This window comes from Azospirillum sp. B510, from assembly GCF_000010725.1.
In the GTDB taxonomy this organism is placed as follows: Bacteria; Pseudomonadota; Alphaproteobacteria; order Azospirillales; family Azospirillaceae; genus Azospirillum; species Azospirillum lipoferum_B.
This window is the reverse complement of record NC_013854.1, coordinates 2953233-2971915: the sequence shown is the minus strand read 5'-3', so window position 1 is coordinate 2971915 and position 18683 is coordinate 2953233. Positions and strand designations below refer to the sequence as shown.

Here is an 18683-nt window from a genome sequence, read left to right as displayed (position 1 = left end):
GCTCCTCGACATCCCCCTTGCATCCCGCCGTCCCCGCGCGTATAAGCGCATCCTTCCACGGGCGGCGAGGCCGGGCCGCAAGGCTCAGGGCATGCCCACCCGTCCGCTGGAAATTCCGCCTCATTTCCATCTAGGAAACGAAAATGCCCAAGCTGAAGACGAAGAGCGGCGCCAAGAAGCGCTTCAAGGTGACCGCCACGGGTAAGGTCCGCGCTCAGGCCGCCTACAAGCGCCACTGCCTGGAACAGAAGTCCCCGAACATGAAGCGCAACGCGCGCGGCATGATGACCCTGTGCGACTCCAACGCCCGCACGGTGCTGAAGAATTGGCTGCGCAACGCCTGATCTCGGCACATCATAGAATTCGGAAGGACTGAACCATGGCTCGTGTTAAGCGCGGCGTCACGACGCACGCCCGTCACCGCAAGATCCTGAAGCTCGCCAAGGGCTACCGGGGTCGCAATTCCAAGAATTTCCGCATCGCGATCGAGAAGGTCGAAAAGGCGCTTCGTTACGCCTACCGCGACCGCCGCAACAAGAAGCGCGATTTCCGCGGCCTGTGGATCCAGCGCATCAACGCCGGTGTCCGTCAGTATGGCCTGACCTACTCGCGCTTCATCAACGGCATCAAGCTGGCCGGCATCGAGATCGACCGCAAGGTCCTGTCCGATCTGGCCGCGCGCGAGCCGGAGGCCTTCAAGACCCTGGTGGACAAGGCCCAGGCCGCGCTCGCCTCCAAGGCCGCCGCGTAACGCGCCTCGCGCTCCCCGATCAGAAGGGAACGCTTGCCGTAACGGCGTCAGTTGTAAGAGAAGGGAGCCGGGCCGCTGGGCCGGCTCCCTTTTTCTTTTCGCACCGTTTTCTTCCCCACGCTTGCCGGGAACCGCCATGCTCGACGCGCTGAAAGACGAACTTCTGTCGCAGGTCAACGCCGCCGCCGACCTCTCGGCGCTGGACGAGGTGCGGGTCTCCGCGCTCGGCAAGAAGGGGCGCATCACCGGCTTCATGAAGGAGCTGGGGAGCCTCACCCCCGACGAGCGCAAGGAGCGCGGCCAGCAGCTCAACGCGCTGAAGGACGAGATCGCCGCCGCCATCGACGCGCGCAAGGCCGACCTCGCCGCCGCCCATCTGAAGGCGCGGCTGGAGGCCGAACGGGTCGACGTCACCCTGCCGGTCCGCCCCGAGACCGAGGGGCGCATCCATCCGATCAGCCAGACGATGGACGAGATGATCGCCATCTTCGCCGAGATGGGCTTCTCGGTCGCCGAAGGGCCGGACATCGAGGATGATTTCCACAATTTCACCGCCCTGAACTTCCCGCCCGGCCACCCGGCGCGCGACATGCACGACACCTTCTATCTGCCCGATTCGGATGAGAAGAAGATGCTGCTGCGCACCCACACCAGCCCGGTGCAGGTCCGCACCATGCTGAACAACAAGCCGCCGATCCGCATCGTGGCGCCGGGGCGGACCTACCGCTCCGACTACGACATGACCCACACCCCGATGTTCCACCAGATCGAGGGGCTGGTCATCGACGAGGCGACCAACATGGGGCACCTGAAGGGCTGCCTCATCGAGTTCTGCCGCGCCTTCTTCGACGTGGACGACCTGCCGCTGCGCTTCCGCCCCAGCTTCTTCCCCTTCACCGAACCGTCGGCGGAGGTCGATATCGGCTGCTCGCGCAAGGGCGGCGAGCTGAAGCTGGGCAATTACGGCGATTGGCTGGAGATCCTCGGCTGCGGCATGGTCCATCCGAACGTGCTGGAAGCCTGCGGCATCGACAGCACCAGGTATCAGGGCTTCGCCTTCGGCATGGGGGTGGAGCGCGTGGCCATGCTGAAATACGGCATCCCCGACCTGCGCACCTTCTTCGAAGCGGACCTGCGCTGGCTGAAGCATTACGGCTTCGCCTCCCTCGACATTCCCAACATCGCCCACGGCCTGACGCGCTAGAGCTTCATGCGTTTCCCGTGAAACGCCTGAAGCTCCATCCCTCTGTTTGGCGATCGGATTCACGCTTCAAATCGAATCCGATTTCACGCGATCCGATCTAAGGAACCGGCCCCATGAAGTTCACGCTGTCCTGGCTGAAGGACCATCTGGAGACCGACGCCTCGCTCGACCAGATCACGGAGAAGCTGACCGCCCTCGGGCTCGAGGTCGAAGGCGTCCATGACCGGTCGAAGGAACTGGCGCCCTTCCGCGTCGCCCATGTCGTTTCCGCCGAGAAGCACCCGGACGCCGACAAGCTGCGCGTGCTGATGGTCGATACCGGCGCCGGCACCCTCCAGGTCGTCTGCGGCGCGCCGAACGCCCGCGCCGGCATGAAGGGCGTCTTCGCGCCGGAGGGGACCTATGTTCCCGGCTCCGACATCACGCTGAAGAAGGGCGTCATCCGCGGCGTCGAGTCGAACGGCATGATGTGCTCCAAGCGCGAGCTGAAGCTGTCGGACGAGCATGAGGGCATCATCGAGCTGCCGGACGACGCTCCCGTGGGCGCCGCCTTCGCCGATTATGCCGGGCTGAACGATCCGGTCATCGACATCAACCTGACGCCCGACCGCGCCGATTGCGCCGGGGTGCGCGGCATCGCCCGCGATCTGGCGGCGGCCGGCATGGGCAGGCTGAAGCCGCTGACCGAGGGTCATCTCGACGCCGCGCCGGTCGAGGGCCGCTTCGCCAGCCCGATCGGCGTGAGCATCGCGGCACCCGAGGCCTGCCCGCTGTTCGTCGGCCGCCACATCCGCGGCGTCAGGAACGGCCCGTCGCCGAAATGGTTGCAGGACAAGCTGGTCTCCATCGGCCTGCGCCCGATCTCGGCGCTGGTCGATATCACCAACTACCTGACCTTCGACGCCGCCCGTCCGCTGCACGTCTTCGACGCCGACACGGTGAAGGGCGACATCACCGTCCGCATGGGCCGCGAGGGCGAGACGCTGGCGGCGCTGAACGGCAAGGACTACGCGCTGGACGGCGCCATGACGGTGGTCGCCGACGACGAGCGGGCCGAGGCTCTGGCCGGCATCGTCGGCGGCGAGCCGACCGGCTGCACCGAGAAGACCGTCAACGTCTTCGTCGAGGCGGCGCTGTTCGACCCGGTGCGCACGGCGCAGACCGGCCGCCGGCTGGGCATCGACTCCGACGCGCGCTACCGTTTCGAGCGCGGTGTCGATCCGGCCGCCGTCTTCGCCGGCATGGAACGCGCCACCCGCCTGATCCTCGAGCTGTGCGGCGGCGAGCCGTCGGAACTGGTGGTCGCCGGGGCCGAGCCGAACTGGAAGCGCAGCCTGACCCTGCGTCCGGGCCGCGTCGCCGCGCTGGGCGGCGTCGATCTGCCGCGCGAGCGGCAGGAGCGGATCCTGACCGATCTCGGCTTCACCATCGACGGTGAGGATGCCGAGGGCCGGCTGGTCGTCGGTGTTCCGTCCTGGCGCGCCGACGTCCATGGCGAGGCCGATCTGGTCGAGGAGGTGCTGCGCGTCCACGGATTCGACGCCATCCCGGCGACGCCGCTGCCGCGCGAGACGGTGCTGACCCGCCCGGCCCTGACGCTGAAGCAGCGCCGCGTCGCGCTGGCCAAGCGGACCCTGGCCGCGCGCGGCCTGTCGGAGGCGGTGACCTGGTCCTTCCTGTCCGGCCCGGTGGCCGAGCTGTTCGGTGGCGGTGAGCCGGGCCTGCGGCTGGTCAATCCGATCAGCAGCGATCTCGACGTCATGCGTCCGTCGGTCCTGCCCAACCTGATCCAGGCCGCCGGCCGCAACGCCGACCGCGGCTATGCCGACGTCCGTCTGTTCGAGGTTGGGGCGGCCTTCCGCAACCCGGCGCCGGATGGGCAGGATACGGTCGCCGCCGGCATCCGCGCCGGCGCGGCGGTGCCGCGCCATTGGGCGGAGAAGGCCCGCAACGTCGACGTGTTCGACGCCAAGGCCGATGCGTTGGCGGTGCTGGAGGCGGTCGGCGCCCCGGCGGCCAACCTGCAGGTCACCACCGACGCGCCGGGCTGGTATCACCCCGGCCGTTCCGGCGTGCTGCGGCTCGGTCCCACCGTGATGGCCCGTTTCGGCGAGATCCACCCGTCGGTGCTGGAGACGCTGGGGGTCAAGGGATCGGTCGTCGGCTTCGAGGTGATGCTGGACGCCGTGCCGCTGCCGAAGAAGAAAGGCGCTACCGCCAAGCCGATGGTCCAGCTCTCCTCCTTCCAGCCGGTGGAGCGCGATTTCGCCTTCGTCGTCGACCGCAAGGTCGAGGCCGACAAGGTGCTGCGCGCGGTGAAGGGCGCCGACAAGGCGCTGGTCAAGGAAGTCGCGGTGTTCGACCTCTATGAGGGTCCTGGCGTCGGCGAGGGACGCAAGTCCATCGCGGTGTCGGTCACCTACCAGCCGACCACCGCGACCCTGACCGACGATGCGATCGAAGCGGTCGGGCAGAAGATCGTCGCGGCGGTGGTCAAGGCGACCGGTGGAGCGCTCCGCGCCTGAGTTCCATCGAAAGGTAATATTGCTGATATCCAAGCAAAAAGCCCTCGCTTCGGCGAGGGCTTTTTTGTTGAAGGAATTGTGAAAAGCGTTCCGCCTCGGCGGCGGTCACCTCATCATATGATGAATCGCTGATTGATAACTCTGGAGTGCATTCGCTAAGAGAAAGACACGATACCGTTTGTTGCAATTCAGTGTTTGACGGTGTCGCATTGATCTGTGGGAAGATCGGCCGGTGCGGCTTGTTTATCCCGGGTAGGCCCATGATGCGATCGATGTCACGGTTACGGCACAGGCAGCGCTTGCATTGCCTTGGCATGTCCCTGGTGCATCACACTGCAAGCGACCGAACGGGGAAAATCCATGGCTGAGCCGGAAAACGCTCAAGCAACCAAACCGGAGTCCGCAAAGCCGCTCATCCTTGTGGTGGACGATGACCGCTCGATCGTGGAGGGGCTGGCGATCCTGTTGGATGGCTGGGGCTATGAGGTGGTGAAGGCGCTCAGCGCCGCCGCCCTGGAGGCGCAGCTCGGCGGGCTGGCGCGGGTGCCGAACCTGATCATCGCCGACCATTTCCTGCCGGCCGGCCGCACCGGGCGCGAGGTGGTGGAGCGGGTCCGGCGCGAGACCGGGCGGCACATCCCCGCCATCATCCTGACCGGCGACAGCACGCCCGAACGCCGGGACGAGGCTGAACTGATGGGCTGCCATCTGTTGCTGAAGCCGGTTCAGGTCGGCCCGCTGCGCGAAGCGGTCGAGGCGTTGTGCAATCATTAGGCGGACCAGTGACCGAATGACGCGCAGGGGGTGGCGCCCCCTCTATTCGGCCGGTCGCCCTATCCCGATACCGGCCCCGGCCCCGGTATCGGGTGGATCGATCTCCGGCAGAGCCGCCAGGAAGGCCTCGACCACCGCCGGATCGAAGCGCAGCCCGGACAGCCGGCGGATCTCCTCCACCGCGTCGGCGCGGTCCAGAGCCCGGCGATAGGGCCGGTCACGGGTCATCGCGTCATAGGCGTCCGCCACGGCGACGATGCGGGCGCACAGCGGAATCGTCGCCCCGCTTTGCCCGTCGGGATAGCCGGTGCCATCCCAGTTCTCGTGATGCCACCGCGCCACCGCGGCCCCCAGATGCAGATGGGTCGGGCTGTCCGCCAGATGGCTGGCCTGGTTCAACAGGGCGGCACCGGCCACCGTGTGGATCTGCATGGCGCCGCGCTCCTCCGGGTCGAGCGGTCCCGGCTTGGCCAGGATCCGGGGATCGACCGCCGCGTTGCCGATGTCGTGCAGGATGGCCGCCAGTCCGATGATCTCCAGCGTCGAATCGTCCAGCGACTCGGGAAAAAGCCCCTGGGCATGCAGGCGGCGGGCGATCCGTTCGGTGATCGTGGCGATGCGCAGCGACCGGCTGAAGCGCCCGGCTTCCGATGGCTCCACCGGCAGGCCGTTCCCGGTCAGGCCATCGGCGGTCAGCGTGGCGCGGCCGCGTTCCGTCAGGTCGGCCAGTGCGGCCAGCGTGCCCCGCTGGGCATGATAGAGCTGTTCGTAATGGTGCAGATTGTCGAAGCCGACCGAGATCTTGCCGCAGAACACCTCGATCAGCCGGCGGTCCAGCTCCGACAGCGGCCGGTTGGAGCGCAGATAGACCACCGTCTCGCGGTCGTTCGGCGTGCGGATGTAGAGCGTGCAATGGTCGCCGGCATAGATGTGGGCGCGCCTTTCCAGGCAGCCGGTCACCGCGTCCAGCACCGCCGGATCGACATGGCCGGCGGCGGGTTCGTTGATCAGCGCCTCGAACCGGCCCGATCCGGCCAGCACATACAGCCCGTCGCGGCCGCTCCCGTTCCCGGTTCCCGTCCCGCCGCCGGTCCCGCCGCGCTGCACGCACAGGATGGCGTCCGGTCCCACCCCCAGCAGGCCCGACAGTTGGGTCAGCACGCCGGCCGCGAACAGCTTCATCGAGCGGGCGCGGAACAGCGACGACGACGCCTCGATGATCTTTTCCAGACCGCGGCGATTGGCGTCGATCGCCACGATGTCCTCGTAGGAGCGCAGAGCCGCGACCGTGGTTGTGAACAGCTGCTGGGCGGTCAGCTGGGTCTTCGCCTTGTAGTCGTTGATGTCGTAATCGAGGATCACCGCCCGTTCCGGCGCCTGTCCCGGCTGGCCGGTGCGCAGGATGATGCGGACATTGCGGTTGCGCAGCTCCTCGCGGATGTGGTGGACCAGCCGCAGGCCGGCATCCTCGGTCTCCATCACCACATCCAGCAGGATCAGCGCGATGTCGCTTTCCCGCGCCAGGATCCGCCGCGCCTCCGCCGCCGAATGGGCGGAGAGGAAACGCGCCTTGCGTCCCTTGTAGGCGAAGTCGGACAGGACGAGCTTGGTGATCGAATGGACCTCCGGCTCGTCATCGACGATCAGCATGGTCCAGCGGCTGCCGGGCGGTTCCTCCGCCGGGGCGCCGTCCTGCGGGGCGGCGTCGTCGAGGAACACCAGATCCTCGTCGGCGGATGCCGGCAGGCGATCCGGCGCCGGATCGGTCGGGCCGCCGTGCTGGGTGCCGTGCTGGGCGCCGTGCCGGGCGGTGGCTTGCGGGTCGGGATCGGTCATGGCTCTTCGGTCGTGAAAGGGTCATGAGAAAGCGGGCAAGCGGCCCGGCTGCGCAAAGCCATAGGATGCGGGACGGTCATCAAAACGTATCCAGTTCGATCACCGTACAATCGAGTCCGCGTTGAGCCAGCGTGCCGCAGGCGGTGTCGACCTGCAAGCGGGTGAAGGGAGCCACCCCGACCTCGTAGAGAAGCTTCCCCTTACGGAACACCGGCCACACCATCGGCGGCAGGTCGCGATAGGCGGTGCCCGGCCCGGCGGTGAACTCCTTCCAGGCGCGGGAACCCTCGGCGTAGCTGACATATTCACCGAGCTTGATGCCATAGAGCATGCCGGGTTCCACCGGCGGCATGCCGGGCAGCGGATAGGGCGCCACCACCCCGACCAGCCCCTGGACCGGCGCCAGCGCGCGGGTGCCGGCGGGCAGGGCCAGCGTCGCCTCGCCATTCGCCGCCCCGATCAGCGCCACCACGTCGCCCTTGCGCAGGGTGAAGCCGCGCCGCTTGCGGTTGGTCAGCAATTCGGTGGCGGCGATCGGGCCGGCGGCGACGACATAGCCCTCCGCCGGGGTCTGGGCCGCCTTGTCCCAGGCGGCGCGCGGCACCACGGCGGCGCTGCGGTGGGATGGGGCGGTGTCCGCCGGCTGGGCGGGGGAGCCGGGCTTGGGCGGTCGCGGCCCTTCGCCGCCGACCGCCGGGCGGCCGGTGACCATCAGCGCCGGGTCCAGCGAATCGGCGGGGACATAGCCGATGGGTTGGCCGCCGATGGCGACCTCCGTCCAGAAGGTGCCGCGCGGGGTGCCCAGCGCGTTCAGCGCCTTGCCCTGCTTCAGCGTCATGACGATGCGGGCATCCTCGCTGGGGCCGATCCGCACCTCGATGTCACGGTTCAGCACCACCTCGCCGGTCAAGGGGGCGCCGATGGCGACGGGGCTCTGCGCCCGTGCCGGCGGGGTGGTCGGCAGGGTCCCGGCACAGGCGAGGAGGATGGCCAGAGCCGCCGGCAGGCCGCCCGGCCTTCGCGGGCCCGGCTTCCGGTGTCCCAGCCTCTGTCCGCCGACAAGGTCGTGGATGGCGTCGGCCAGCAGCCGTACCGGCTTCGGCGCCGTGCCGCGGGCGCGGTGCAGGGCGATATCGACGTCGGGCAGGTCGGGGAAGCCCTCCGCCGGGCCGATGCGGCGCAGGGTCGGCGGGACGGTGCAGGCTTCCATCGCCGTCACCCCCAGCCCGCCCATCACCGCGCCATGGACGGCGACGACGCTCTTGCTGGTGAAGGCGACGCGCCAGTCGCGCCCCATCCCGTCCAGCGCGGCGACGGCGAGGTCGCGCACGACGCAGCCCTTGGGGAACAGCGCCAGCGGCAGCGGGTCGAGGCTTTCCACCGGACGGTGCCCCGACGGTGAGTCCTGCGGTGGGGCGGCATCCAGCGGCGGGGCGACCCAGGACACCGGTTCCCGCCGCACCAGCTCGCCGCCGTCCTCGCCGGCCTTGCGGGTGACCAGTGCCAGGTCGTAGCGGCCCTTTTCGATCTCCGCCACCAGATCGGGGCTGTTGTCGCAGACCACCTCCACCATCACCTCGGGATAGGCGGCGTTGAAGCGGGCCAGGACCTCGGGCAGCAGCATGGTGGCGTAATCGTCGGGGGTGCCGATGCGGACGCTGGCCACCGTCGGGCCGCGCCGCATCAGCGCCATCACCTCGTCATTCAGGGTCAGCATGCGCCGGGCATAGGCCAGCAGCACCTCGCCGTCACGGGTCATGCGCACGCCGTGGGTGTCGCGTTCGAAGACGCGCTTTCCCACCATGTCCTCCAGCCGGCGCACCTGCTGGCTGACCGCCGCCTGGGTGCGGCCCAGCCTTTCACCGGCGCGGGTGAAGCTGGCGCTGTCGGCGACGGCGACGAAGGCGCGCAGCAGGTCTGTATCGAGATTGGCGGGCATGGGGTCGACCGGAAGGATTGCCTCCCATTCAAACAGAGCGCCCGCCCGTTCGCAACGTCGGGGTCATCACGGATCGTGATGACGGCATAATGCCTATTCGTTTCCAGGGGAGTGCGGCGCGGCCCATTGTCGGTCCCAGGAGCTTTTGCCCGAACCTTCCGGAGTGTCCGATCATGCCGCTGTTCGCCGCCTGGACCAGCGTGGTTCTCGGGGCCGCCCGCATCGACCCACCCGCCGCCGCCGCGCCGGAGGTGCCGGAGCCGCGGCGCTTCCGCCTCGCCCATAATCCGGTTCCGGTCGCCATCCCGGCCATCATCCCGTCCACCGCCCCGGCGTCCCGCCCCGTCCCGGTGGCGGCGCCGGCGCCGGTCTCGACCCGCAGGCCGCCTGTGTTGCCGGCCCGGCTGTGCCTTGAGAAGTAGGGCGGCCTCCGCCTATCCTGCCGCCGATACCGGACAGGGAAGGGGGGAGCGATGGCGCGGGTCTATGTTCTGTACACCGGGGGCACCATCGGGTGCGTGGCCAACGCGGAGGGCGCGCTCGCCCCGGTGCCGGGGGCCGAGTTCGAACGGCTCGTCCTGGCGATGCCGGGCCTGTCGGATCACGGCGTGCGGGGCTATGACGGGCTCGGTTGGACGATGGGCTGGTTCGACCGCACGCTGGACAGTTCCAACATGACCCCGGCGGATTGGGTCGCCATCGCCGAACGGCTGCTGTCCATCTACGATCAGTATGACGGTTTCGTCGTGCTGCACGGAACCGACAGCATGGCCTACAGCGCCTCGGCCCTGTCCTTCCTGCTGCCCGGCCTGTCGAAGCCGGTGGTGTTCAGCGGGTCGCAGGTGCCGCTGTCCTTCACGCTGAGCGACGCGCCGGCCAATCTGGTCGGCGCTATTGTCGCGGCGGGCACCCTGCCGGTGCCGGAAGTCAGCGTCTATTTCAATACCAGGCTGCTGCGCGGCAACCGCTCGTCCAAAATCGACGCCAACCGTTTCGCCGGCTTCGATTCGCCGAATTTCCCGCCGCTCGCCACCATCGGCAGCGTGGTCGCCCGCAACGAGCCTTACTGGCTGCCGATGCCGGGCGCGGACGTCTCGCTGGCCGAAGCGGAGAACCGGGCGAAGCGGCTGGCGGCGCTGGCCCTCCTGCCGGCGGCGTTGGCGGAATTCTCGGTGGTCATGCTGTGGCTCCATCCCGGCATCCGCGCCAGCACGGTGTCGGCGATGCTGACCGGCACCAGCCCGGCGGCGAAGGGGGCGGTGCTGCTGGCCTTCGGCGAGGGCAACGGCCCGACCGATCCGGACTTCCTCGGCGCGCTGTCCGCTGGTGTCGCGGCCGGAGTCGTGCTGATGGACAACACCCAGGTGCGGCGCGGCGCGGTGCTGCCCGGCGCCTACGCCACCGGTCTGGGTGCCATCGGGGCCATCGGCGCCTATGACATGACGCCGGAAGCCAGCTACGCCAAGCTGGTCTGCCTGTTCGCCGACGGTCTGGACGCGACGGCGGTCAAGGCGGCGATGCTGGTGCCCCGGGCGGGGGAACTGACGGTGATCGGGGCGTGACCTCCATCGGGCGGCGGGAGGCCGGGGCGGCCTCCCCCGTCCGGTATCCTTACTGGCCCATGGGGGGCTGGGTCGGCGTCATCATGCGATCCGGAGTGCCGTCCATCGGCGTACCCATCGAGCCGCCCATGGAGCCGCCCATGGAGCCGCTGCCCATTTGGCCTCCCATGGTCCCGCCCATCGAGCCGCCATAGCCGGTGGTGGCTTGGCTGCTGTACTGGGCGAGCTGCTGGAGCTCGGTCTGGTCCTGCATGACGATGATCTGCCGGCCGCGCCGCTCGAAGGAGGCCGGGGGAAGCAGGACCGTCTGACCGGACTTCGCGAGCTTCAACTCGACCATGGTTTGGCCCTGGGCGTCGGCGGTGATGTTCTGGATGGTGCCGGCGACCGGGCCGCCATGGCGATGGACCACCCGCTTGCCGATCATGTCGCGGCTGGCCTGGACGTCGCGGGCGCCGCCGTCCATCGCACCGGTGGCGGCCGCGTTGGCCCTGGCCGAGGCGCTGCTGCCCTGGGCGTGGCCGGTCTGGGCATGGCCGGGCGCGGCGGCGGCCATCAGCAGCAGGGCCGGAACCGCGGCGGCGAGAAACTTGCGCATGTCATCCTCCCGGAGTGAACCACAAAGGGGGAGGCGCCGCGCAGGCGTTGCGCCGTCCCCATGAGAGAGGACACGCAAGCGCCGGATTTGTTTCCGGCGAAGCTGAAGAAACCGGCCGGTCCCGGTCCTGGGCGGCCTCGGCCATCCTGTTTTCAAGGATCGGTCACGCCGCTTTCGACATTGCTCTGCGACAGCGGGATGACGGTTCTGGACAGTTCCCTGCTGTCCATCCAGAAGGGATGTGCCCGGGAGTCGCAGGACTCTGATGTCAGGCGGACGGCAAAATCCTTGGACACGGGGCGGTCCCAGGTGAAGACGGTGCAACGCTCCCCCGCCGGGCCGCGCGTCTCGCCAGCCGCCCGCTGGACGTAATTGCCGTTTTCGCTGCCGGTCCCGTTGCCGAAGGCCTGGACCTTGCCGTTCGTCGTCGAGGCGCAGCCGGAAAGCGCCATCGCCACCGACAGGACGCCGAACGCAACCACCAGCCTCATCGCGGTTACCCCTTGCGCTGCTTTTATGCGGCGCAGTCTTGGCCGGAGAATGCGGCGTTTTTGCGTTCCAGGGTTGATCGGCGCCTATAAACGTCAACTTTTTGGCAAGAAAGCGGCACATAAAAGGCGGGCCGAAGCCCGCCTTTCCGTATTCCTTACTCGTCGCCCATCTTGAGCGCGGCGATGAAGGCGCTCTGCGGGATTTCGACCTGGCCGAACTGGCGCATGCGCTTCTTGCCTTCCTTCTGCTTGTCCAGCAGCTTGCGCTTGCGGCTGATGTCGCCGCCATAGCATTTGGCCAGCACGTCCTTGCGCATGGCGCTGATCGTCTCGCGGGCGATGACGCGGCCGCCGATGGCGGCCTGGACGGCGATCTTGAACAGCTGGCGCGGGATCAGCTCCTTCAGCCGCTCGCAGAGCTGGCGGCCACGGCGCTCGGCCTGACCGCGATGGACGATCATCGACAGGGCATCGACCGGCTCGGCATTGACGAGGATCGCCATCTTGACGAGGTCGCCCTCCTCATAGCCGTCCATCTGGTAGTCGAAGCTGGCATAGCCGCGGCTGATCGACTTCAGCCGGTCGTAGAAATCGAACACCACCTCGTTCAGCGGCAGGCGGTAGATCAGCATGGCGCGGTTGCCGGCATAGGTCAGCTCGATCTGCTGGCCGCGCCGGTCGGTGCAGAGCTGGAGGATGCCGCCGAGATACTCGTCGGGCAGCATGATGGTGGCCTTGATCCACGGCTCCTCGATGCGGTCGATCTTGACCACGTCGGGCATGTCGGCCGGGTTGTGCAGGTCCTGCACCGACCCGTCGGTCATGTGGAGCTTGTAGACCACCGACGGCGCGGTGGTGATCAGGTCGAGGTTGAACTCGCGCTCCAGCCGCTCCTGTATGATCTCCAGATGCAAGAGGCCGAGGAAGCCGCAGCGGAAGCCGAAGCCCAGCGCCGCCGACGTCTCCGCCTCGTAATGGAAGCTGGCGTCGTTCAGCTTCAGCTTGCCGAGGCTGTCGCGCAGCCGTTCGAAATCGGCGGCATCGACCGGGAACAGGCCGCACCACACCACCGGCACCGACGGCTTGAAGCCGGCGAGCGCCTCGGTCGCCGGCTTGCGCTCGTCGGTGATGGTGTCGCCGACCTTGGTCAGGGTGATGTCCTTGATCGCGGCGGTGATGAAGCCCATCTCGCCCGGCCGCAGCTCTCCGGTCAGCAGCGCCTTCGGCGTGAAGACGCCGACGCGGTCGACGTCATGGGCCGAGCCGGCGGCCATGAAGCGCACCTTCTGCCCGACCTTCAGCACGCCGTCGACGACGCGCACCAGGATGACGACGCCGAGATAGGGGTCGTACCAGCTGTCGACCAGCAGGGCCTTCAGGGCGGCGTCGGCGTCGCCCTTGGGCGGCGGCAGGCGCTTGACCACCGCCTCCAGCACGGCGCCGATGTTGAGGCCGGACTTGGCCGAGATCTCCACCGCGTCCGACGCGTCGAGCCCGATCACGTCCTCGATCTGCTGCTTGACCCGGTCGGGCTCGGCGGCGGGCAGGTCGATCTTGTTGAGGACCGGGATGATCTCGTGGTTGTTGTCGATCGCCTGATAGACGTTGGCGAGCGTCTGCGCCTCCACACCCTGCGAGGCGTCGACCACCAGGATCGAGCCCTCGCAGGCGGACAAGGACCGGCTGACCTCATAGGCGAAGTCGACGTGGCCGGGGGTGTCCATCAGGTTGAGGGTGTATTGCTTGCCGTCCTCGGCCTTGTAGAGCAGGCGGACGGTCTGGGCCTTGATGGTGATGCCGCGCTCGCGCTCGATGTCCATGCTGTCGAGCACCTGTTCGCGCATCTCGCGCGCGTCGAGGCCGCCGCACTGCTGGATCAACCGGTCGGCAAGGGTCGACTTGCCATGGTCGATGTGGGCGATGATCGAGAAATTGCGGATGTGCGAGAGGTCAGTCATCGGGGCCCGGACAAGCGAGAGTTTGCCGGGAACATAGGGCGGACGGGGGATGGGCGCAATGACGGTGTGTCGGCGGGCGCGGCGGAGGGCGTATGGGCGGTCGCGGGGTGGCGGGACGCTGGGCGGGTGGAACGGGATGGAACGTTTTTCGGCGGGGTGTTCAATCTCCCGATACTCCGGAAGAATAGGTTGACCATTCATTCTAGAATGACCACTCTAATTTTATAGAGTGAGCATTCTAACTTTGCCGGGCAACGGACGACGTCAGGAAAGGCATCGTGATGAGGCCGCAGAAAGCCGAACCGAGGACCGAACCCAAGGCCGACACGCGCCGCCGCCAAGTTATCGATGCGGCAGCCGAGTGTTTCCGTCGGGAAGGGTTCCATGGCACGAGCATCGCCCGCATCTCGCAGGCGGCCGGTATGAGTTCAGGCCATATCTATCACTATTTCGACAGCAAGGAGACGATCGTCGAGGCGATCGTCAAGCAGGAGGAGGGCAACTTCTCCGAGCTTACGCAGTTGCTTAAGCAGGATGAGGCGGAAGGGGACTTCCTGGATACGATGCATCGGCTCATGGATGAGCTCCTGAATCGTATCCTCGACCCTCAACGTGTCGCGCTGATGCTTGAGATCGCCTCGGAAGGTGCAAGAAACCCGCGGGTCGCGGCGATGTTGCAGGAGAGCGACCGCCGGCTGGCCCAGCAGTTCGCCGCCCTGGCCAAGGCACGGGGGGAAACGGCGATTGCGGACGTCGACGACCCGGAGAGTCGCGTGCGCCTGGAAATCTTCGCCCTGCTGCTCTCCGGCCTGACCCTGCGTTCGGTCTACAGCCCGGCGATCGATCGGCCGCGGATCGCACGATCCATCAAGGCGGTCCTTACCATCCTGTGGAGACCCACCGCATGAAGCCGTCGTCTTCCGCCATTCCCCACATCCGCATCGTCGGCGGGGGCGTCGCCGGGCTGATCCTGGCGACGCGCCTCGGCCATGTCATGGGCAGTCGGGGAACCGCACAGATCAGCCTGATCGACCGCAGCCCGACCCATGTCTGGAAGCCGATGCTGCACACCTTCGCGGCCGGCACCTGGAACATCTACCAGCAGCAGGTCCAGTTCCTCGTCCATGCCGGTTCGCATCACTTCAAATATATCCCCGGAGAGATGGCGGGCCTCGATCGCGAGGGGCGACGACTCCGGTTGGCGCCGCTGCGGGCGAACGGCGAGACGATCGCCGATGCGCGGGACCTCGATTACGACCTTCTGATCCTCGCGACGGGCAGCCGCGCCAATGATTTCGCCATTCCCGGCGTCGCCGAGCATTGCCATTTCATCGACAGCCAAAGGGAAGCCGACGCCTTCAACGACAAACTGCGCACCCATGTCGGCCGCAGCTTCCTCCATGGCGACGGGATCCGCATCGCCATCGGCGGCGGCGGGGCGACCGGCGTCGAACTGGCGGCGGAACTGACCAGGATGGTCGAACTGGCCGGAGGGTATGGCGAGGTGGACATCCGGAGCCGCCTGCGCATCACCCTGCTAGAAAGCGGACCGCGCATCCTCGCGGCATTTCCCGAGCGGGTTGCCGCTTCCGCCACCGAGCAACTGCGCGGGCTTGGCGTCGATGTCCGTGTCGGGGTCAAGATCGTCGGTGCCGACGCCGGCGGCTATCGCCTGGAAAGCGGGGAAAGGATCGAGGCGGATTTGAAGGTCTGGGCCGCCGGCATCCGTGCGTCCGAGGCGGTCGGAAATTGCGGCCTCGAACTCAACCGGGCACGCCAGATCGTGGTGGCGCCCAACCTCCAGGCCCGGAACGACGACGCCATATTCGCCGTCGGGGATTGCAGCAGCCTCATCCCGGAGGGTGCCGAGCGTCCCTTGCCATCGACGGCGCAGGTCGCCAATCAGCAGGCGCTGCATCTCGTCGCGCATCTGCCGTCGTGGGTGAGTGAGCGCCGGCCGGTTCCCCCCTTCGTCTTCCGGGATCTGGGCGCCCTGGTGTCGCTCGGCGAATACAATGCCTTCGGCACTTTGGGACGCTTCGGCCTCTTCCCCGGTGGGTTCGTTGAAGGGCGCTTCGCGCAGCTGAGCCACGCAGCCCTGTACCGACGGCATCAACTGGCCCTGCATGGTCCCGCGCATGCGGGGCTGCTGTGGTTGGCCGAACGCCTCAATGCCCTCACCCAACCCTCGATCCGCATCACCTGAGGGGAAGAAGACCGGTTGGGAGAGGGGGGATGGAGGGTGACGGGAGGGGGTACGTGGGGATGAAGGGGGGCGAAGTCACCGTCCCCGCGGCTTCGCCCTGGCGGTCGGCTCGGCCTCCAGCGGGTTGTCGGGCCAGTAATGTTTCGGGTACTGGCCCTTCAAATCCGCCTTCACCGCCTTGTAGGCGTTGGCCCAGAAGCTCGCGAGGTCGCGGGTGACCTGGACCGGGCGGCGGGCGGGGGACAGCAGGTGCAGCAGCAAGGGCACCCGGCCGCCGGCGATGCGCGGGGTCTCGGCCAGGCCGAACATCTCCTGCAACCGCACCGCCAGCACCGGCTCCTCGCCGTCATAGTCGATGGGGATGCGGGAGCCGCTCGGCACCTCGACATGGGTCGGGGCCTCGGCGTCCAGGCGGGTCCGCAACTCCCAGGGCAGCAGGGCGCGGAGCGCGCTCGACAGGTCGATGCGCTCCAGATGGGCGCGGCGCGACACGCCGTCGAGGAAGGGGGCCAGCCACGCCTCCAGACCGTCCATCAGGGCGTCGTCGGACAGGTCGGGCCAGTCGTAAGCGTCGCCTTCGCGGCCGCGCAGGAACATCACGCGGGTGCGCCATTTGCGCAGCTCGTCGGTCCAGGGCAGGCAGGCCGGGCCCAGCGCGCGGATGCCCTCGATCATCGCGGCGGTCATCGCCTCGGCCGGCGGCTTGGCCAGCTTCTCGTCCTTCAGGATCAGCGCGAACAGCATGCGCCGCCGCCGCGCCAGCACCATCTGCTCGCGCGCGTCCCAGGCGACGATGGTCTCGCTGCGGATGTCGTCGGCGAAGCTCTCCTCCAGATCGGCCAGCGTCACCGGGGCGGCCAGGAAGATGCGCGACTCGCGGGCGGCGCCGTCGAGGTCGGCGATGGCGAGCCACTCCTCGGCCGACAGCGGCTCGGCTTGCTGGAAATAGGCGCCGCGCCCGCCCGACAGGCGATATTGCGCCGCCACACCGCCCGGTTGGCCGCCGCCCTGGCCGCCGGGGCGGCGTTGGCCGATGCGGTCGGGATAGGCCAGCGCCACCAGAAGGCCGACGGCCTGCGAGTCCATCGCGTCATCGTCGCGCACGCCGAGCTGGCGGCGCCACTGCCGCGCCTGCTTGACCGCCTGCTGGGCGCCGCCGCGGTCGACGCCGAGGCCGCGCGCCGCGCCAAAGCCGCCGCGCTCCTCGCCGCGCAGCAGATCGACGCGCAGGCGCAGGTCGGCATCGCGGAAGCCCGGTTGGGAGCGGACGATGTCGCGCTCGCCCAGCAGGGCGGCGACCAGACAGGCGAGCGCGCCCTGGCCCATCGCCTTGCCGGCCAGCATCATGTGGGCCAGACGCGGATGCACGCCGAAGCCGGCCATGCGGCGGCCGTGCGGGGTGATGGCGCCGGACTTGTCGAGACCGCCGAGGCCGGTCAGCAGCTCGCGCGCCTGGGCCATCGCCGCGGCCGGCGGCTGGTCGAGCCAGGACAGGCCGGCGGGGTCGCGGACACCCCACACCGCAAGCTCCAGCGCCAGCGGGGCGAGGTCGGCGTCGGCGATCTCCGGCGTGGTGAAGGGGGCCAGCGCCTTGTGCGTCGCCTCCGGCCACAGGCGGTAGCAGACGCCGGGCTCCAGACGGCCGGCGCGGCCGCGGCGCTGTTCGGCCGAGGCCTGGCTGACCTTCACCGTCGCGAGCCGGGTCATGCCGCCGCGCGGGTCGAAACGCGGAACCCGCATCAGCCCGCTGTCGACCACGATGCGGATGCCCTCGATGGTCAGGCTGGTCTCGGCGATCGAGGTCGCCAGCACGATCTTGCGCTGGCCGGGTGGGGTCGGAGCGATGGCGCGGTCCTGCGCCTCGGCCGACAGGTCGCCATAGAGCGGGGCGAGGATGACGTCCGGTCCCAGCTCGGACTGTTCCAGCAGGGACTGGACGCGGCGGATCTCGCCGACGCCGGGCAGGAAGACCAGGGCGTTGCCGGGCTCCTCGCGGAGCGCGCGGCGGACGGCGGCGGCCACCGCGTCCTCGATGCGGGCGCCATCCAGTCTTCCTGTGGGCGTTGGCGCGTCGAGGTGGCGGGTCTCGACCGGGTAGGCGCGGCCCTTGCTGGTCACCATCGCGGCGGGCCCTTGCATGTCCGCGAGAAGAGTGGCGACCGGGGCGGCGTCCAGCGTCGCCGACATCACGACAAGGCGCAAATCATCGCGCAGCGCCCCGCGCGCCTCCTGCACCAGGGCAAGGGCGAGGTCGCTGTCGATGCCGCGTTCGTGGAACTCGTCGAACAGGACGGCGCCGACGGCGGGAAGCTCCGGATCCTCTTGAAGCTGGCGCAGGAACAGGCCGTCGGTCACCACCTCGATCCGGGTCCTCGGGCCGACCTTGGTGTCGAGGCGGACGCGGTAGCCGACGGTCTCGCCCACCGCCTCCCCCAGCATCGCCGCCATCCGGCGGGCGGCGGCGCGGGCGGCGAGCCGCCGGGGCTCCAGCACCAGGATCTTGCGGCCCTTCAGCCAGCCGGCGTCGAGCAGGGCCAGCGGCACCCGTGTCGTCTTGCCGGCGCCGGGCGGGGCTTGCAGCACGGCGGTGCCGCGGCGGTCCAGCGCCTCCAGCAGGGCGGGCAGGACGGGATCGATTGGCAGGGCGGGGAAGGCGGGCTTGCTCATGAGGGGAAGTCTGCTGCCGCGAACCGGGGCGAAAGGCAATGGTTTTCGGGCAGGGGAGGATAAAGCGCGCGCCAAAAGGTCGCAGGGGCGGGGTGGGATGCGGCGGGACACGACCGATGACCGCAGAAAATGTATGGTTTTGTCGTCGTCTGGCTTATTCGCACCTCAAAGG

15 protein-coding genes are annotated in these 18683 nt (G+C 68.5%); 9 read left to right on the top strand and 6 right to left on the bottom strand.

Features of this window, described 5'->3' with window-relative positions; all coding sequences use genetic code 11:
* The first annotated feature begins 143 nt into the window (after nucleotides 1-143).
* The 5 genes from rpmI (at nucleotide 144) to AZL_RS13865 (ending at nucleotide 5254) form a co-directional block, all read left to right on the top strand.
* Complete coding sequence (gene rpmI / locus AZL_RS13885; protein ID WP_012975158.1) at nucleotides 144-344, top strand: 50S ribosomal protein L35; 201 nt, start codon at nucleotides 144-146, stop codon at nucleotides 342-344.
* A gap of 35 nt (nucleotides 345-379) precedes the next feature.
* Complete coding sequence (rplT, locus tag AZL_RS13880) at nucleotides 380-751, top strand: 50S ribosomal protein L20 (RefSeq protein WP_012975157.1); 372 nt, start codon at nucleotides 380-382, stop codon at nucleotides 749-751.
* Between the two features lie 136 nt (nucleotides 752-887).
* A complete protein-coding gene (gene pheS, locus AZL_RS13875) occupies nucleotides 888-1955 on the top strand; it encodes a phenylalanine--tRNA ligase subunit alpha (RefSeq protein ID WP_012975156.1) in 1068 nt (355 codons plus the stop codon).
* Between the two features lie 113 nt (nucleotides 1956-2068).
* The gene (gene pheT / locus AZL_RS13870) at nucleotides 2069-4480 is read left to right on the top strand and encodes a phenylalanine--tRNA ligase subunit beta (RefSeq protein ID WP_012975155.1); all 2412 of its coding nucleotides are present in this window, start codon (nucleotides 2069-2071) and stop codon (nucleotides 4478-4480) included.
* Nucleotides 4481-4840: 360 nt separating this feature from the next.
* Entirely contained in the window at nucleotides 4841-5254 is a 414-nt protein-coding gene (locus tag AZL_RS13865; protein WP_012975154.1) for a response regulator, read from the top strand.
* Between the two features lie 42 nt (nucleotides 5255-5296).
* Here AZL_RS13865 and AZL_RS13860 read toward each other — a convergent pair whose 3' ends face one another.
* Together AZL_RS13860 and AZL_RS36955 are read right to left on the bottom strand one after the other, a co-directional pair.
* Entirely contained in the window at nucleotides 5297-7090 is a 1794-nt protein-coding gene (locus AZL_RS13860; protein ID WP_012975153.1) for a DUF3369 domain-containing protein, read from the bottom strand.
* 79 nt (nucleotides 7091-7169) lie between these two features.
* Entirely contained in the window at nucleotides 7170-9029 is a 1860-nt protein-coding gene (locus tag AZL_RS36955; RefSeq protein ID WP_012975152.1) for a LysR substrate-binding domain-containing protein, read from the bottom strand.
* Between the two features lie 173 nt (nucleotides 9030-9202).
* On the opposite strand from AZL_RS36955, the gene AZL_RS13845 reads away from it, so the two are divergent.
* Both AZL_RS13845 and AZL_RS13840 read left to right on the top strand, forming a co-directional pair.
* Entirely contained in the window at nucleotides 9203-9451 is a 249-nt protein-coding gene (locus AZL_RS13845) for a hypothetical protein (RefSeq protein WP_042443196.1), read from the top strand.
* 51 nt (nucleotides 9452-9502) lie between these two features.
* Nucleotides 9503-10591: an asparaginase gene (locus AZL_RS13840; RefSeq protein ID WP_012975150.1), complete on the top strand. Its 1089-nt coding sequence runs from the start codon at nucleotides 9503-9505 to the stop codon at nucleotides 10589-10591.
* Nucleotides 10592-10640: 49 nt separating this feature from the next.
* Here AZL_RS13840 and AZL_RS36690 read toward each other — a convergent pair whose 3' ends face one another.
* From AZL_RS36690 to lepA, 3 genes are all read right to left on the bottom strand, one after another.
* The gene (locus AZL_RS36690; RefSeq protein WP_042443194.1) at nucleotides 10641-11189 is read right to left on the bottom strand and encodes a PRC-barrel domain-containing protein; all 549 of its coding nucleotides are present in this window, start codon (nucleotides 11187-11189) and stop codon (nucleotides 10641-10643) included.
* A gap of 152 nt (nucleotides 11190-11341) precedes the next feature.
* Nucleotides 11342-11680 carry a hypothetical protein gene (locus tag AZL_RS13830; RefSeq protein ID WP_042443193.1) on the bottom strand — a complete coding sequence of 113 codons (339 nt, stop codon included), beginning with the start codon at nucleotides 11678-11680 and terminating at the stop codon, nucleotides 11342-11344.
* A gap of 155 nt (nucleotides 11681-11835) precedes the next feature.
* The gene (gene lepA, locus AZL_RS13825) at nucleotides 11836-13638 is read right to left on the bottom strand and encodes a translation elongation factor 4 (RefSeq protein ID WP_012975148.1); all 1803 of its coding nucleotides are present in this window, start codon (nucleotides 13636-13638) and stop codon (nucleotides 11836-11838) included.
* 281 nt (nucleotides 13639-13919) lie between these two features.
* On the opposite strand from lepA, the gene AZL_RS13820 reads away from it, so the two are divergent.
* Both AZL_RS13820 and AZL_RS13815 read left to right on the top strand, forming a co-directional pair.
* Nucleotides 13920-14546 carry a TetR/AcrR family transcriptional regulator gene (locus AZL_RS13820; protein ID WP_042443190.1) on the top strand — a complete coding sequence of 209 codons (627 nt, stop codon included), beginning with the start codon at nucleotides 13920-13922 and terminating at the stop codon, nucleotides 14544-14546.
* Nucleotides 14543-15844, top strand: a complete 1302-nt coding sequence (locus tag AZL_RS13815; RefSeq protein WP_042443188.1) for an NAD(P)/FAD-dependent oxidoreductase — start codon at nucleotides 14543-14545, stop codon at nucleotides 15842-15844. Before AZL_RS13820 ends, AZL_RS13815 begins: the two co-directional genes overlap by 4 nt.
* A gap of 75 nt (nucleotides 15845-15919) precedes the next feature.
* Here AZL_RS13815 and hrpB read toward each other — a convergent pair whose 3' ends face one another.
* Nucleotides 15920-18511, bottom strand: coding sequence for an ATP-dependent helicase HrpB (hrpB, locus tag AZL_RS13810; RefSeq protein WP_012975145.1), 2592 nt, complete (start codon nucleotides 18509-18511; stop codon nucleotides 15920-15922).
* Nucleotides 18512-18683 lie beyond the last annotated feature (172 nt).